Genomic DNA, 16,078 nt, shown 5'->3' with positions numbered 1-16,078 from the left:
CTATTTATACATGCAAAAGACTCATAAATAAAATGGGAGGATTTCTCAATGCAAAAAATTGTATTAACTTTCAAACAAGCATTTTCTAGTATTTTGGTTGTTACCTTGATGATTTTCATCAGCTTGTCAGGTTCATTTATTGTCGGTCAACAAGCTAGTTATGCAACTACTCTTGAAGAATTAAAGCTAATACCTCCAGAATATAAACCAAATTCTGAAGAAAAAGTTAATCGTGCTTACGAATATGACCCAGGTGTTGGCGTTCGAGAAGAAGAACGACAAGAAGCTTATGAGCAAGCAAAAAAAGATTCTGCCAATCTTAATACTATTGAGAAGGCTTACGAAAGGAATTTGAAGGCTGAGAAAGAACAAAATCCTCCAGAAAGTTTTGGTGAAAAAGCGAAAGAAGTGATTGACAAAGTGACAGGTAAATAGTTAATAGAATTTAATTGTAGGTTGTGTAATCGCCGATAATAAGCCACAAAAGTTTAAGGTGCGTTAGCTTTTGGCATAACACACCCTACATTGAATACGGTTCGGATAAGGTTTTTTGATGACACGCCCTAGATCGTAAAGACGCGATAAATCGCCGTCTCTTTCCTTAACCGAACCATATTGACCCTACGTTTGTGAAGTAGTTTTTCTTTGATTAGTAAGATTGTGCTCATACCACTTCATTAATGGAGTTGCACTAATTCCATGCAAAATCACAGAGACTACAATCGTAGTATAAGTTATCCAGGCAATTTGTTCGGCAGCTTCACCTTTTAAGCCATGACCAAAGGCATAGGCGAGATAATATAAAGAGCCAACACCGCGAATACCAAACCATCCAAATAACAAACGAGTTCCTGGATGCATATTTTTACGGCGTGATTCTAGAGAGCTTTTACCTATTGTGCTAATCCAAACTCCTAAAGGTCTGATGATCAAAAATAATGAAATTATCACTATCAAAGATTGCACAGCATAATTGAGCATTGGTTGCAATAATAATATTGAACCCAATAGTAAAATTGTTCCAACTTCTAGCAACTTTTCAAGTCGTTCTATAAATTCTAATTGTGCTAGCGGTTTTTCAGGATTTTTGTAACTGCGTTGAACGACTAACCCAGCTACAAATACCGCCAGAAATCCATAGCCATTAACTACTTCTGTTAATGAATAAGTTAGCAAAATTATACTGATGGCAATAAAATCTTCCATTATTTTATCGGAAGGGAGGCGCTTTTGAATTTTTTTATCAATCCAAACTATTGATTTAGCAACAGCAATTCCCATAATAATACCAACTGCGATCGCCCAAATTAAATCAACCGTAATCCACTGTTGAAACCAGTTACTCCAGTTATCATCTTCTAACGCATGAATGCCAAAATAAACGAAGGGAAAAGCTAAAGCATCATTTAACCCACCTTCAGAGGTTAAACCAAATCTCAACTCATCTTGGTCATTTGTATTTGTCAGTTGTACTTCTGATGCTAAGACTGGATCTGTTGGTGCGAGAATTGCCCCTAATAAAATTGCTTCTCCCCAATTCATTCCTAAAAACAATTTACCTACAGCAGCCAAAGCAAAAATTGAAATTGGCATCAGGAACACAATCAATCGCACCGTAATATCCCAAACCTTCAACCGTAATGGGTGAACAATTTTTAAGCCACAGCTAAATACAGAAATAATTACTACAAGTTCTGTTATTCTTTCTAGTAATTCGGCGTTGAAAGCTTCATCTTGACGTAATTGAATTAGACCTAAACTATAAGGGCCTAGAAAAATGCCAACCAGTAGGTAGATAATCGCAAAAGAAAGAGGTAAGCGAGCAATTAAACCTGACGCTAATGTGACTATCAACAAAAGCAGACCAATCACAAATAGGTCAATAATATAGATATCTACCATATAGCGATTTATATAAAAATTAGGCGTTGCTTTGTAAGCTTAGTTGCAATAGCTTATTATTAGGAATTACCTATGGGCAGATTTTCAAGGATTGGGGACTGGATACCAACTTGGAGAGGATGCACTTTGATTATTCGCCTCTGGATTCAAACACAGCCTCCAAAACAATGGGATCTAGCACTGGAATATCGCTAATGCACCCATCTGTACTACTACTAATGGTCTATTCCCAATACGGTGTAGGGCTACTGGCAAAAATTTTGGGTTTTCGAGACGCGATAAATCGCCGTCTCTACAAGTGTTTTGGTCTATATCCCCTACTTTCTCACTCAGATATCGCCTATTTTAGTACAAATATACTATAATAAAGAGAGCGTCCACAAAGCCTAGCCAAATGCATAATGGCTCTGTGAAAACCTTCTGGAAGATGGATTCAAGGGTTAGTTCGATGATGAAGCATTATATTCTCAACCTCAATCCGACTGCCAAGCATGAATGGGATCGGTGTATCTTACGTGACCCGCTGACTGCCAAACGCCCAGACATTGCTAAACTAATTGCCGAAGCAGTTGGTGCTGATACAGGTAGTTATTTGGTGAGCGTGAATATCGAAGTTCAAGTTTTGCAGCAAGCCGCAGTACCTCAAGCCGAACAACTCTCGCTTTCATTTCCAGAGGTGAGTGTGCCGTCACAACCACAACTGCGGGAAGCGGCTTAATACGATGCGTGCGATCGCCTAAAATATCTGCATTAGTTAAGTTCGTAGTCAAGACTTTAGTCTTGACTACGAACTTTTATAACCACTCATAACTGACGAGACAGACTACTAGTACCCCACGGCGTAAATAAGCCACCCGTTTCAAGAGTCAGTTAATCGTGGTTTGAAAATACCTTGATTGCAGTTTATTACAACGACACTAAAGACTTTTTCCCCGACTTTTGCAACCCCATCACATAAAACTGCCGACTTCAACCGACTGACAAAAGGAAGTGCGATCGCTTAGGCTATTGGGCATAGAGATAAGAATTAAGTATAAAAATATGCTTAACAACCTCAGCCCAATCACAGAAGACTTAGCAGGTCAAAGCTATCACAGTCCTTATTACTTGCAAACACAACGCCGCATTCGTTCCCTTATAGACAGATATATTGCAGTCGAAAAACTACATGAGCGTCTGCAAGATTTACTGATACAGTTTGCCAATCCCCAACCGCGTCCCTGGAAACCCATTGATTGGCAAACAATTAACCGCAATCAAATTATCGGTTTAGACGCAGAGGTATTTTTATCTATCTTGATAGGTGCGATGGACACAGAAGCTCCCATTCGCGGCTATACCCAAACAAGTCGGCAGTATTTAGAAAAATTGCATCCTCAGATGGCTCGGTTTGTTGGTGGAACTGTTGGTAAAGATGGCGAATTGCTGGAACTTGGTTTGTGGGAAAAAGAAGAACGTCAGCACACACCAGCATTAATCAAAATCTACACCCAATTAACAGGCGAGAAAATTACCCCAAAATTTCGGACTGTTAGAAGCTATCTTCCCACAGATGACGCCAAGGAAGACTTATATCGCCACGGTTTACACCGCATTGCCACAGAATACGGTGCAACCTGTCTTTATATTTGGTTGATGGCTCACACCACTGGCGCACTCCAGGATGTTCTAGAGGAACTAGCACAGGATGAAATCAACCACATGACCAAATTCTGGGGGTTTGGAGTCTGGACTTTCCCTGATACTGGGTTGGTGCGAATTGGCCGCACACTCATAAAAACGCGATCGCCAAACTATCAGCGTAACAACCTAATACGCACCCTCCGCCGCATGATGGCTACCCTCAACTGGAATGCTTGGTCATTAACCAACAAAACAACTCTCCTCTTCACCTTCACTTACACAATGCATCGCTTGTGGAGTTGGAACAATACCCTCACACCAGAGTATTTACAAGATTTATTTGAAACTAATTAGTCAAAACAAAGGACAAATGACAAATGACAAGTGACAAATCAAAATTACCCACCGATTTAAACCCCCAAAAAATACCCCAACATATCGCCGTGATCATGGATGGGAACGGCCGATGGGCAACTAGTCGAGGATTACCGCGCATCGCTGGACATCGCCAAGGAGCAAAAACACTCAAAGAACTATTGCGTTGTTGCAAGGATTGGGGAATTAAAGCGTTGACAGCTTATGCTTTCTCAACAGAAAATTGGCAGCGTCCCGTTGAAGAAGTGAATTTTCTGATGCATTTGTTTGAGCGATTACTACGCCGCGAGTTGGCTCAGATGCATCGGGAGGGAGTGCGAATTTCATTTATTGGAGATTTATCAGCTTTACCCAAGTCTCTACAGACGGAAATGGAGCGTTCAATGGCAGAGACGTTGAACAATCAAGCAATCCATTTTACTGTTGCAGTCAATTACGGTAGCCGCAACGAAATTACCAAAGTTTGTCGTCAAGTAGCTCAACTCGTGGAACAGGGCGAACTCAGTGCCCAAGAAGTGAATGAAAGTCTTGTAGAACAACATCTCTACACCGCAGATACTCCAGAACCCGATTTGCTGATTCGTACCAGTGGTGAGATGCGGTTGAGTAATTTTCTCTTATGGCAAATGGCGTATACAGAGATGTATTTCACGGACATTTTTTGGCCAGATTTTAATAGAGAAGCATTTTATCAGGCTTTGTTGAGCTATCAAAGTCGCGATCGCCGTTTTGGTCAAGTTAAAGCTTCACTGTCAGCTTAAGCTATCTGGAAAACCTTTCTCCTGAAATGAGAGAGACTTTGAATTTCCCCCCTTTCCCAACGCGGAAAGGGGTTAGGTTTTTTGCTGCTATGAAGCATAAAGTAAAAGCACCCACATTACCAGGATGGTATATGAGCGCTAAAAAATTTAAACATTATTGAGGATAATCTATCTGCTATGACAGACCGAAGTAACTATAAGAATAGCAGGCGGTGGGTAAATAAACTGCAAGGGTAGTTACAAATGTTTTGTTAAAAATATTACTTACTGTAAGGACTTGCTTCTTTTCCTAAAGCGTGGTATGTATCATCCTCTAAAAATTTTCTTTATGCGATCGCTAAAGCTTCTCTGGGATGAAACTGATTAACAATCCCAAGATAAATGATTTCCGTCCTTTTCCTCCCGATCTTCCCTACACTTCAAATTAATTTTTTGGGTAAATTACTCTTTGCTAGGTATTGAGCCTCTCATCTCGGCTAAATACCTAAATTCTTTATCATAAAATCAGACGGATGTAATTATTATTTTGCCAATAGTAATTATCAAAACTCTCAATATGATTATTTGTTAATTCTTTCTCAAAATAGTATTTACTATAATTTAATACTTGCGATATAAGCTGATTTTGCGGTAAGTCAATTCAGAAAAAATCCTGATATCGAAAATTTAAAGTTAGCAAGATTCTTTCGCTAAATCTACTTTAAATTTACTTATCAATCAATTTCAAAATCGCAATTAATTTTTACCATATTATATGCGTCAGGAGTTTTCATGGCAAAATATCTACTAGCTTCTGCTAGTGGGATGGGATTTGTATGCTTAATTGCCGGGTTATCACCTGTGCAAGCCCTTCCTAATTTAGAAATTGCAGATAAAAACTTAGCTATTAATCAAAATGATAGCAATTATCAAAAAAATGATTCTCATAAAAGCAACTTGACAAATAGTATCTCCAGTGAATTGCTGATAGCTAATGAGAATCAAAGAAATCAAGATTCAGGAGTAGATTCTGCTGTTAAGTTTCAACAGCCACTCACACCAAAATCGATAAATTTATCTTCATCCTCAGATAAACTTGCACAAGTAACATCTGTATCCCAATTATCTGATGTACAACCGACCGATTGGGCTTTTCAGGCACTACAATCTTTAGTTGAGCGCTATGGTTGCATTGCAGGTTATCCCAATCAAACCTATCGCGGTAATCGGGCGATGACTCGCTATGAATTTGCTGCTGGCTTAAATGCTTGTTTAGAACGAATCAACGAACTGATTGCCACTGCAACTGGTGATTTGGTTAATAAAGAAGATTTAGCCACGTTGCAGAAACTACAAGAACAATTTACGGCGGAATTGACAACATTGCGGGGTCGAGTAGATGCTGTAGAAGCTCGCACCGCAGAACTAGAAGCAAATCAATTTTCTACAACTACTAAACTTAATGGAGAAGTAATTATTGCTGGTGTTGGTGCTACCGGCGGCGCTCCTAATGACAGTGACCCGAACATCATCCTAGTCAATAGAGTGCGATTAAATCTCACCACTAGCTTTACTGGTAAAGATTTATTAATTACTGGATTGCAAGCCTATAACTTTTTGGGTGGAGTCGATGGACAAGGTAGCCTGCAACAAAGTTTAGGATTAGCTGCACCCCTTTTAAGTTCTAGTAGCGCTCGTACCAGTTTTGAGCCGCAATTTCCGGGGTTAAATGTCAATACTTTGTCGAGTGTTGGCGCGAACGATGTTCAGCTTTACAAATTGCTGTATATCTTTCCCGTCGCGAATAAATTAACCTTGTTTGCTGGAACTGCGGCAGAAACATCAGATGCTTTCCCAGCAGTTACACCTTTTTATGGCGAAGGACAAGAGTCAATTTCTCGTTTTGCAGGCTTAAATCCTGTGGTACGGATTTCTGGTGGGACTTCGGGTACTGGTTTAGCATCGGCGGCGGGATTTATTTATAGTATTTCCCCGAATTTGGATTTACGAGCTTTATACGGTAGCGTCAATGCCAATTTGCCCCAAAAATCTGCTGATGAGGTACTACCAGGAGTTTCTACGACACCTTTGGGAGGTGGTTTATTTAGTGGGAGTAGTGTTGTTGCTGCACAGTTAACCTTCAAGCCTAGTCCTGACTTAGATATTGGTTTAAACTATGCCAATAGTTATCACGAAATCAATATTTTAGGTACTGGATTAATTAGTGGTGATGTTGGTGCTTTAGCTGGTGTTGACGCTGGGACACCCGTCAAACTCAACTCCTTTGGGGGTACAGTAACATGGCGATTTTCTCCCAAAATAGCCTTATCTGGCTACGGTGCAGCATTATTTATTGATGATTCTTCTAATAGCGTGAATGCTTCCACCACCTTTACAAGTTGGATGGTGGGAGTTCACTTCAGAGATTTATTCAAGTCAGGGAACAATGCCGGGATTATTTTTGGTCAGCCGCTTTACCGTACTGATACTGGTGGTTCTGCTCAACTTACCCCCACAGGCGACAATCGGGCAACTCCTTACCATTTAGAAGGCTATTATCGCTTTCAAGTTAGCGATAATATCAGCATTACCCCTGGTGCGTTTGTTCTCTTTAACCCAGAAGGTAACAGCAACAATGAGACTACGACTGTAGGTGTACTTCGGACTACTTTTACATTCTAACAAGACCTCCAAATAGCCATGCCATCATTTTCCACACCATAACTAGCAAGCGAATATCCTCCTAAAAGTAACACTCCTGAAAAGGAGTGTTGAGGATAAAAGAATCACTAAATAAATAAGTAGAAAGTCGGTGGACGATTATCAAATAATAGTATTTTTTTGCCCAAAATATGTTATCAAAACTGTTGCGATGCTTAGTTCGGGCAACGCCTACACTACTCTAAAAATAAAGTGCGTAGCCCATAAGACATATAGTCTCAAACATAACCTAATTGTTTCTTTTACCTGAGTTTTTACTTTGATTTGAAAGTTGGTGCTTTTGTATAACCTGCTCAATTTGGCAAGTCACTGCATTTATTCTGTGTTTAACCTTATTAAAATCAAGATTTACCCAAATATAGGCTTTGTTAAATTTTTCTTGATTGTTATCCATGCATTGCTTTTATTGTCAAGACATTTTATTATATCTATACAATATAGCCATCTCAATTTCTAGACTACTTTCTCTAGAGGTATAAGTAAATATGCTTAATATTTACTTAAGGTTTTATTCGCCATCTACTGAAAGAGACGCGAAGTATCGCGCCTCTAAGAAGCAAAACCCAAATTGTCAGTATTAACTTAAATCTTTGTTTGTAGATATTGCACCAACTGCGGCGCTTGCATCACTCCCTCTATCCGATCCACAGGCTTACCTTGTTTAAACAGTACCAGAGTTGGGAGAGAGGCAATTTTATACTCAGTAGCTAAGTCTGTGTATTTTTCTGTGTCGATTTTGACAATCCGCAAGCGATCTTTAAGTTGGGCATTGACTTGCTCTAAAATTGGCACCATCATCTGACAGGGACCACACCAGTCAGCGTAAAAATCTACTAATACAGGCACATCAGAAGCGGACAGCATATCATCAAAACTGTTAAATTCTTTTTTAGTTGCCATTGTGACACACGCCGATTTTCAATTGTTTGTTTCAATAGTAATTCTTAGAAAATAAAATAGGTATAGGATTATGGGTTTTGTTGGGAAAAGATTAGATTAGTTAATATAGACTGATTTGCCAGCCAAAAACCTTAAATAATTATAATAAAACACGTATACTATTTTATTTTATGCATATCCATTAGATATGTATTTAAACCTATTCTGACTAACCAAATAATTATAGAGGCGTTCACGAGAGTGATGTCTACAACAGTTTAGCTGCTATAGGAATCCGCTTTGATTTCTGAACTGATTTGCGATAGGCAGGGAATAGGCAATAGGCAATAGGCAATAGTCAAGAAGGCTTCTTAGTTGTACTGAGTTTTTTCAGAAATCAAATATGAGTCCTATATAGTTCCTAGTCTATTCCAATTAAGTGATGTCTACAACGGGCTATTCGGTGACGCAGCTATAAATAAATCAACAATATATTGCTTCAAGTTATTCATCCATTAACAAAAAATAACTCATAGATATTTAATTATAGTAAAACGTTAATTTCTCTAAATTAAGTTATATATATCTAGCTAAAAACGACGTAGAACTTTATCTATTTAGATATCTAATTTGCATCATGCGAGCAAGATTGTCATCCCGCAAGAGTTAGATTTTATCCAGACAATATTCAGATGTTCCCGAAATCACCATAAGATAATTAGCGCGGTATTTCTAAGATTGAGGAACATTAAATGACACTATTACAAGATAAAGTCGCAATTGTCACAGGTGCATCACGAGGAATTGGCCGAGCGATCGCAATTGAATTAGCTGCACAAGGAGCGATCGCAGTTGTCAATTATGCCAGTTCTAGCGCTGCGGCTGAGGCCGTTGTTACAGAAATTACAGAAGCGGGAGGGAAAGCGATCGCTATCCAGGCTGACGTTTCTAAAAGCGATCAAGTAGACGCACTAGTTAACGCCGTCATGGAAAAGTTTAGCCGCGTGGATATTTTGGTCAATAACGCAGGTATTACGCGCGACACACTGCTTTTGCGTTTGAAGCCAGAAGATTGGCAAGCTGTGATAGACCTGAATTTAACTGGTGTTTTCTTATGTACACGCGCCGTAAGTAAAATCATGCTGAAGCAGCGATCGGGGCGGATTATCAACATTACCTCCGTTGCGGGGCAAATGGGCAACCCAGGTCAGTCCAACTACAGCGCCGCCAAAGCAGGTGTAATTGGTTTCACCAAAAGCGTTGCTAAAGAACTAGCTACACGCGGTATCACCGTTAACGCCGTTGCCCCTGGATTCATCACCACCGACATGACCAGCGATCTCAACAACCCCGAAGATATTCTGAAATACATTCCACTAGGTCGTTTCGGTCAGCCCGAAGAAGTAGCTGGCATGGTGCGCTTCCTCGCTGCCGATCCTGCCGCCGCTTACGTCACCGGACAAGTTTTTAATGTCGATGGCGGTATGGTAATGGCCTAAGTAGTGCTGAGTTTTTGTAGTGGCATGGCAAGCTTAAAATAGTTGATTAGACGTAGGTTGGGTGGAGCGGAGCGCAACCCAACACATATTAGGATGTTGGGTTACGCAAAGCCTCCACCCAACCTACATTTTTTTACGCCAATAGGGTGTGTTACGCCGTAGGCTAACGCACCGATTTTATGTGGCGATCGCTAACTATCTTAATCGCTATTATGCTCTTATACCAATTTTGTATGAAGCTGGATAGAATTAGATCCCCCCTAGCCCCCTTAAAAAGAGGGAAACTGGAAAAAAATCTATCAAAGTCCCCCTTTTTAAGGGGGATTTAGGGGGATCGAGATATGTGCAACTTCACAGATTGCTTTTTGCGATTTAGGGAGAGTTGGAACTGGTGATTTCTGTGGACTTGATCCACAACAAACTATAAACTCAGACTATGGAGTACTGGATTGTTTTCACGAACTTGCTCCAGCAGATTGGCGACAAGCCCGGATTGCCTCTTCCTTTGCAGAGTGGCTAGTAAGAATCTTTGATCAAGTAGTTGTACACAAGAAATACCCAGAATACTGGTTTGAAACAGAATCGTCATCATCGTTTTCACTTGTTGAAGAAACGGCAACAGCACTGAATAGACAGGGTTTGAAAAAGGCTCATAGACATGACTATACGGGAGCCATTCACTACTTTGACCAAGTTCTGCAACTAGACCCTAATAATCACGAAGCCTATTTATTATGAGCGGGGCAATATACACATTGCGCTGGGTAATTATCAGGGAGGAATTGAAGACTTTACCCATGCTATTTGTTCCAATCCTCAGTCTGTGATTGCCTATAATAAGCGAGGACTTGCTCGTTCTGAACTCGGAGACTATGAGGGAGCGATTACGGATTTTGACCAAGCTTTGCAGATCAGTCCTAGAGATGCTGAAATCTACAATAATCGAGGGAATGCTCGTTCTCTGTTAGGAGATAGGCAAGGAGCTATGGAGGATTACCAGAAAGTTACTGAACTTTTGGCTGAGGAGGGGAAGATAGCCGATGAAGAGGACTTCTATGATGATGAAGGTAAGCTAATTTGCATAACAAGTACTGAAGAAGCATAAAAAACAAATTTGCCTATCAGTCACATAGTAGGGCTAGCATTGTAATGCCCACCCTACAAGCAACTAAGGCTGTTGGCGTATCCTTTGCCAGACAGTAAAGCCTAAAAGAAGGATAATGCTACTGGCGGTAGTCAGTAATACAGCCAAACTCATACCTTGTATTCTCATTGCCAGCAAGTTGAAAACTAAGGTAATTGACCAAAGAGTGAACGCAGCATTGCGCTGGGAAAGTCCCCAAGCAAGTAAGCGGTGATGCAAATGGTCTTTGCCAGGAGTACTGAGAGGGTTATTTCCTGCTAGTAGCCGCCGCACAAATACTTGAGTGGTGTCTAGCACTGGTAACAACAGAAATAAAACCGTAGGAATTAGTGCATAAACTGTGTTTTGTTGCAGTTTTCCTAAAATACTAGTTGCTGCCAGCACATAGCCAAAAAAGTATGCTCCGGCATCACCCATAATAATTCGTGACGGATGGAAATTATGGCGCAAAAAGCCCAGTGCAGCACCTCCCAAGGCTGCGAGTACCAAGATTGCCGCTGCACGGTTGTTAAATTGGGCTGCAACCCCCAATAAACTCATGGCGGTAATAAAGCTGATTCCTCCCGCCAAGCCATCCATACCATCCATCAAGTTGATGGCGTTGGTAATCCCTACTACCCATAGTACTGTCAGTGACATGGACAGGAGAGAGTCTATGGGAGTACCAAACATCACTTGAACACTGATGCCATTAGCTACCAGCAACAGTGCCGTGACAATTTGCGCCCACAATCGAACAGAGGGCGGTAAGCCGAACTGATCATCGATAAAGCCCACAAGAACTAATATCGAACCCCCCAACAGAATAGTGAGCACCTGAGCCAATACGTTTTGGAGTTCGATCGGTCGTAAAAGGCTAGCTAATACCAGCGCGGCAATCACACCCGCGTAGATAGCTAGCCCCCCTGCATTGGGTAAAGGTTCTCGATTGAGTCGCCGTGCGTTGGGTTGGTCAGCCCAACCTACCCGCAAGGCAAATTTTCGTACTGTCGGAATTAAACGCCAAGTTACAAGCCAAGCCAATAGGAACGTAAATACTACTGCCAACCAGCCGGTGCCGCTAGGGTCGGCAATACCGAGGGACTTAAGGGAGTTGTCTAGATTCATCTCCCAATTCAAGCATTACTGCCAGTATCTAATATGAGCATCACCTGTATATTAATCAATTTTTTTTATTTCCATTTGTAACTTGAGCCGCTTGAGAGATTAGCACTCTTGCGCTGTGAGTGCTAAATTGTCTAATGGAAGCGCTGGAGAAATGAAACATGGCAAAAATTATTGCATTTGACGAGGAATCGCGGCGAGCTTTAGAAAGGGGTGTTAACGCCCTTGCCGATGCCGTAAAAATCACATTGGGGCCCAAAGGTCGCAATGTCCTTTTAGAAAAAAAGTTTGGCGCACCTCAAATTGTCAACGATGGTATCACTGTTGCCAAGGAAATTGAATTAGAAGATCCTTTGGAAAATACTGGTGCAAGACTCATCCAGGAAGTAGCCTCAAAAACTAAAGATGTCGCTGGTGATGGTACAACCACCGCCACAGTTTTAGCACAAGCCTTGATTCGGGAAGGTTTAAAGAACGTCGCGGCGGGTAGTAATCCAGTTAGCTTAAGACGTGGGATCGACAAAACTATTGAGGCACTGGTACTAGAAATTGCCAAGATAGCCAAGCCAGTAGAAGGAAGTGCGATCGCTCAAGTTGCTACTGTCTCTGCTGGTAACGATGAAGAAGTTGGCCAAATGTTAGCCCAAGCAATGGAAAAAGTCACCAAAGATGGTGTCATTACCGTTGAAGAATCTAAATCCCTCACAACTGAACTAGAAGTAGTTGAAGGGATGCAGATTGACAGAGGTTACATTTCTCCCTACTTCGTCACCAACAACGAGCGGCAAATTGTGGAATTTGAAAACGCTCGGATCTTGGTTACTGACAAAAAAATCAGCAGCATCCAAGATTTAGTGCCAATTTTGGAAAAAGTTGCCCGTTCTGGTCAGCCCTTGTTAATCATCGCCGAAGATGTCGAAGGTGATGCTTTGGCAACTTTGGTAGTTAACAAAGCGCGGGGTGTACTGGCTGTAGCTGCCATTAAAGCGCCTGGGTTTGGCGATCGCCGCAAAGCTTTGTTAGAAGATATTGCCATTCTCACCGATGGACAGTTGATTTCCGAAGAAATCGGCTTGAGCCTAGATACCGCTTCTCTAGAAGCGCTGGGAACTGCCCGCAAAATTACCATTGATAAAGAAAGCACCACCATTGTAGCTGGCAGTGTCACCAAGCCAGAAGTACAAAAGCGGATTGGTCAAATTCGTAGACAGTTGGAAGAAACCGATTCTGAATACGATCAAGAAAAACTTCAAGAACGCATCGCCAAGCTTGCTGGCGGCGTGGCGGTAATTAAAGTGGGTGCAGCAACCGAAACCGAACTCAAAGACCGCAAACTACGGATTGAAGACGCACTGAACGCTACTAAAGCAGCCGTGGAAGAAGGTATTGTTCCTGGTGGTGGAACGACCCTAATTCACTTAGCTAAGGCGGTAGAAGCGATTAAAAAGACCTTACAAAATGACGAAGAAAGAATTGGGGCTGATATTGTCGAACGAGCGCTAGAAGCCCCCTTGCGCCAAATAGCAGACAACGCCGGTGCTGAAGGTTCTGTAATCGTCTCTAAAGTCCGGGATAGCGAGTTCAACATTGGCTACAACGCCGCTACCGGAGAATTTGAAGACTTGATCGCTGCTGGTATTATCGACCCTGCCAAAGTCGTGCGTTCAGCTTTGCAAAATGCTGGTTCCATTGCTGGTTTGGTCTTAACCACCGAAGCGATCGTTGTTGAAAAGCCAGAGAAGAAATCTGCTGCTCCTGCTCCTGATATGGGCGGTATGGGCGGTATGGGTGGCATGGGCGGCATGGGCGGCATGGGCGGCATGGGTATGTTCTAACATCTGCTCACCCAGATAAATATTTTTTAAACAGTTTGTCTTGCCCAGGCAAACTGTTTTTTGTAGCATTGCTGATTCAGAAGCAATATGTTATACCAATTCGTAATTCGTAATTCGTAATTCGTAATTTGTCAGATTAAATCTGACTGATGACCAAATTATCAATCTAAATAATTGCGTAATTTAGAAATTACCGTCTTTATATTAAGTTTGGAAAAATTACGTGTAAGTTATCCTTATGTACTTTGTTATTTACACATGACAAATGACAGATGACCAATGACCAATGACAAATGACAATATCACTATTAGGTAATATTTTATGGCACGAAGACTGCCTCGCCTTCCTAAAATAGTCACCAAGCTATACGAAGATGAGTTCTATCACCAACCAGGAACTTTACCAGGAACCATAATTATTGATGCAGATGCTCCGCTACCAATAATTTTCTTAATTGACTATAATCAAACCAATTTCATCCGTGAACAAATAGCAACTCCAGAGGAGTGTCTCCCCTATCTTGATGCGGAATCGATTTCTTGGGTAGATGTACAAGGTTTAGGTAGTCAAGACATATTACAACGATTGGGTAACGTCTTTGAGTTACATCCTCTAGTTTTAGAAGATGTAGTCAATGTACCAGAGCGTCCCAAAACAGAGGATTATGAAGACCAATTGCTATTCATTGCCCGCATGGTAGTACCAAAGGAGAAAACATGTGGTTTTTATAGTGAGCAAGTGAGTTTAATATTAGGGAAAAATTATTTGTTGACAGTACAAGAGGAACCAGAACATGATTGCTTTGAAGCAGTGCGATCGCGAATTGAAAAAAATAAAGGTATCATCCGCAAACAGGGAGCGGATTATTTAGCTTACGCTCTGTTAGATGCGATTATTGATGGTTTTTTCCCAGTGCTGGAACTTTATGGAGAGCGAATCGAAGAGTTAGAAGAGGAGGTAATAGTTAAACCAACGCCACAAACACTACAAAATATTTATCAAATTAGGCGAGAACTACTGCAACTACGTCGTGCTATCTGGCCCCAACGAGATGCAATTAATTCCTTAATTCGAGATGGTAGTGAACTAATTGGCGAAGAAGTACGAATCTACCTGCGAGATTGTTATGACCATACAGTGCAAGTAATGGATATGGTAGAAACTTATCGAGAACTATCATCTGGATTAATGGATGTGTACCTTTCGGCAGTAAGTAATAAAATGAATGAAATCATGAAGGTGCTAACGATAGTTTCAACAATCTTTATTCCCCTGACTTTTGTGGCCGGAATATATGGTATGAATTTCAATACTGAAAAATCGCCATATAATATGCCTGAATTGAATTGGTATTGGGGCTACCCACTTTGCTGGGCAGTAATGATAGCGATCGCACTTAGTTTGGTATTCTTTTTTTGGCGACGAGGCTGGCTGCAAAATTCTGTAGTGATCAAGCGCAATTAAAAATTGTAGATTAGCAATGAGTCAAATATATATTCATTAGCACCGGGAGTTAAGATTCTGAGTTATGAGGAGTAGCGACCAGAATTTAGTAGTTTTGACGATTTATATTATTGGTGTCTCTTATGTTTTTAACCGCATGGTTGAATCCATCGATGACCAAGTTAAATTTGAGTTTAAAAAAGGAATCGTTGATGAACAACTCAAAGAACAAAATCTCGACGACAAAATTGGAATTTCCTTTAAACTTAAACCCTCATACGCAATTGAAGATTTGAAAGATTTAGGAATTAGCATAGAAAATAAATCTGAGAATGTTGCCGTATACGTTGACTGGGACAATAGTTCTTTAGTAGTTGAACATAGCAAACAATCGCGGCGTGTGATTCGGAAATCACCAGACTTAACCCGCGACTTAGCAGTACCTCAAAGTCCTAGCCTGATTGCTCCCAAAAAAACACTTTCTGAAACAGTGACAGCAGAAGATGTATTTGAGCGCGATAAAGAAGCTGGAACCTATTCAGCCAAAAAACCACTAATTGATATTAACGGGCTGCAAAAAGGGCAAAAAAAGCTGTACAACGACTTTATCAACAGAAGAAAGGAGTTGGACTTTTCCCTGCAACTAGTACTCAGGATATCTGAGGTACGTTTAGGTCTAGCCCCAGGTCGTGATTTTCCTCCCATTAGTATTATCAATTGTCCTTTCACAGTTAGGAAACTACCTTGGACTTACGCTCTACCTTGGAATAAAAAAAAGTAATATCAACCAGACAGACTATGCCATCCAAGAT

General features: G+C 41.0%; 14 protein-coding genes. 10 read left to right on the top strand and 4 right to left on the bottom strand.

All coding sequences use genetic code 11. From position 1 onward, the window contains the following. The first annotated feature begins 48 nt into the window (after positions 1–48). Entirely contained in the window at positions 49–435 is a 387-nt protein-coding gene (locus ACWATR_RS09400) for a hypothetical protein (RefSeq protein ID WP_460331675.1), read from the top strand. Positions 436–621: 186 nt separating this feature from the next. Here ACWATR_RS09400 and ACWATR_RS09395 read toward each other — a convergent pair whose 3' ends face one another. Beyond that, entirely contained in the window at positions 622–1,902 is a 1,281-nt protein-coding gene (locus ACWATR_RS09395; RefSeq protein ID WP_460331673.1) for a cation:proton antiporter, read from the bottom strand. A 448-nt stretch (positions 1,903–2,350) separates the two neighbouring features. Here ACWATR_RS09395 and ACWATR_RS09390 point away from each other — a divergent pair, with 448 nt between their 5' ends. The 4 genes from ACWATR_RS09390 to ACWATR_RS09375 all read left to right on the top strand — a co-directional run bounded on the left by ACWATR_RS09390 (position 2,351) and on the right by ACWATR_RS09375 (position 7,322). Then, positions 2,351–2,620, top strand: a complete 270-nt coding sequence (locus ACWATR_RS09390) for a hypothetical protein (RefSeq protein ID WP_069069307.1) — start codon at positions 2,351–2,353, stop codon at positions 2,618–2,620. A 323-nt stretch (positions 2,621–2,943) separates the two neighbouring features. Beyond that, the gene (locus ACWATR_RS09385; protein ID WP_460331671.1) at positions 2,944–3,879 is read left to right on the top strand and encodes a ferritin-like domain-containing protein; all 936 of its coding nucleotides are present in this window, start codon (positions 2,944–2,946) and stop codon (positions 3,877–3,879) included. 23 nt (positions 3,880–3,902) lie between these two features. Then, positions 3,903–4,661, top strand: coding sequence for an isoprenyl transferase (locus ACWATR_RS09380; RefSeq protein ID WP_460331669.1), 759 nt, complete (start codon positions 3,903–3,905; stop codon positions 4,659–4,661). 771 nt (positions 4,662–5,432) lie between these two features. Next, the gene (locus tag ACWATR_RS09375; RefSeq protein WP_460331667.1) at positions 5,433–7,322 is read left to right on the top strand and encodes an iron uptake porin; all 1,890 of its coding nucleotides are present in this window, start codon (positions 5,433–5,435) and stop codon (positions 7,320–7,322) included. Between the two features lie 268 nt (positions 7,323–7,590). On the opposite strand, the gene ACWATR_RS09370 is transcribed toward ACWATR_RS09375, so the two are convergent. Continuing rightward, positions 7,591–7,755, bottom strand: coding sequence for a hypothetical protein (locus ACWATR_RS09370; protein WP_460331665.1), 165 nt, complete (start codon positions 7,753–7,755; stop codon positions 7,591–7,593). A 188-nt stretch (positions 7,756–7,943) separates the two neighbouring features. Then, on the bottom strand, positions 7,944–8,261 hold the full coding sequence (gene trxA / locus ACWATR_RS09365) for a thioredoxin (protein WP_181931637.1): 318 nt from the start codon (positions 8,259–8,261) through the stop codon (positions 7,944–7,946). A 731-nt stretch (positions 8,262–8,992) separates the two neighbouring features. On the opposite strand from trxA, the gene fabG reads away from it, so the two are divergent. Beyond that, positions 8,993–9,739, top strand: a complete 747-nt coding sequence (gene fabG / locus ACWATR_RS09360; protein ID WP_460331662.1) for a 3-oxoacyl-[acyl-carrier-protein] reductase — start codon at positions 8,993–8,995, stop codon at positions 9,737–9,739. Between the two features lie 712 nt (positions 9,740–10,451). Further along, the gene (locus ACWATR_RS09355; RefSeq protein ID WP_460340311.1) at positions 10,452–10,844 is read left to right on the top strand and encodes a tetratricopeptide repeat protein; all 393 of its coding nucleotides are present in this window, start codon (positions 10,452–10,454) and stop codon (positions 10,842–10,844) included. Between the two features lie 63 nt (positions 10,845–10,907). On the opposite strand, the gene ACWATR_RS09350 is transcribed toward ACWATR_RS09355, so the two are convergent. After that, a complete protein-coding gene (locus ACWATR_RS09350; protein WP_460331660.1) occupies positions 10,908–11,990 on the bottom strand; it encodes an MraY family glycosyltransferase in 1,083 nt (360 codons plus the stop codon). 158 nt (positions 11,991–12,148) lie between these two features. Between ACWATR_RS09350 and groL the strand changes: the two genes are divergently transcribed. The 3 genes from groL to ACWATR_RS09335 all read left to right on the top strand — a co-directional run bounded on the left by groL (position 12,149) and on the right by ACWATR_RS09335 (position 16,047). Continuing rightward, on the top strand, positions 12,149–13,822 hold the full coding sequence (gene groL / locus ACWATR_RS09345) for a chaperonin GroEL (protein ID WP_460331659.1): 1,674 nt from the start codon (positions 12,149–12,151) through the stop codon (positions 13,820–13,822). Between the two features lie 322 nt (positions 13,823–14,144). After that, positions 14,145–15,287 (top strand): magnesium/cobalt transporter CorA, encoded by a 1,143-nt coding sequence (gene corA / locus ACWATR_RS09340; RefSeq protein ID WP_460331658.1) that lies wholly within the window; start codon positions 14,145–14,147, stop codon positions 15,285–15,287. A 64-nt stretch (positions 15,288–15,351) separates the two neighbouring features. Further along, the gene (locus ACWATR_RS09335; protein WP_069068953.1) at positions 15,352–16,047 is read left to right on the top strand and encodes a hypothetical protein; all 696 of its coding nucleotides are present in this window, start codon (positions 15,352–15,354) and stop codon (positions 16,045–16,047) included. The last annotated feature ends 31 nt before the right edge of the window (positions 16,048–16,078 follow it).

The sequence above is a fragment of the Nostoc sp. UIC 10890 genome, from assembly GCF_054786515.1.
The sequence above is the reverse complement of the archived record's forward strand: the minus strand, read 5'-3'. Positions and strand labels throughout refer to the sequence as shown.

Bases quoted from the DNA above. Each gene is read 5' to 3' on its own strand.
- ACWATR_RS09395 (WP_460331673.1), bottom strand. From the start codon at position 1,902: ATGGTAGATATCTATATTATTGACCTATTTGTGATTGGTCTGCTTTTG.
- groL (WP_460331659.1), top strand. From the start codon at position 12,149: ATGGCAAAAATTATTGCATTTGACGAGGAATCGCGGCGAGCTTTAGAA.
- ACWATR_RS09400 (WP_460331675.1), top strand. From the start codon at position 49: ATGCAAAAAATTGTATTAACTTTCAAACAAGCATTTTCTAGTATTTTG.
- ACWATR_RS09390 (WP_069069307.1), top strand. From the start codon at position 2,351: ATGATGAAGCATTATATTCTCAACCTCAATCCGACTGCCAAGCATGAA.
- ACWATR_RS09335 (WP_069068953.1), top strand. From the start codon at position 15,352: ATGAGGAGTAGCGACCAGAATTTAGTAGTTTTGACGATTTATATTATT.
- trxA (WP_181931637.1), bottom strand. From the start codon at position 8,261: ATGGCAACTAAAAAAGAATTTAACAGTTTTGATGATATGCTGTCCGCT.
- ACWATR_RS09380 (WP_460331669.1), top strand. From the start codon at position 3,903: ATGACAAGTGACAAATCAAAATTACCCACCGATTTAAACCCCCAAAAA.
- ACWATR_RS09385 (WP_460331671.1), top strand. From the start codon at position 2,944: ATGCTTAACAACCTCAGCCCAATCACAGAAGACTTAGCAGGTCAAAGC.
- ACWATR_RS09375 (WP_460331667.1), top strand. From the start codon at position 5,433: ATGGCAAAATATCTACTAGCTTCTGCTAGTGGGATGGGATTTGTATGC.
- ACWATR_RS09350 (WP_460331660.1), bottom strand. From the start codon at position 11,990: ATGAATCTAGACAACTCCCTTAAGTCCCTCGGTATTGCCGACCCTAGC.
- ACWATR_RS09370 (WP_460331665.1), bottom strand. From the start codon at position 7,755: ATGGATAACAATCAAGAAAAATTTAACAAAGCCTATATTTGGGTAAAT.
- corA (WP_460331658.1), top strand. From the start codon at position 14,145: ATGGCACGAAGACTGCCTCGCCTTCCTAAAATAGTCACCAAGCTATAC.
- fabG (WP_460331662.1), top strand. From the start codon at position 8,993: ATGACACTATTACAAGATAAAGTCGCAATTGTCACAGGTGCATCACGA.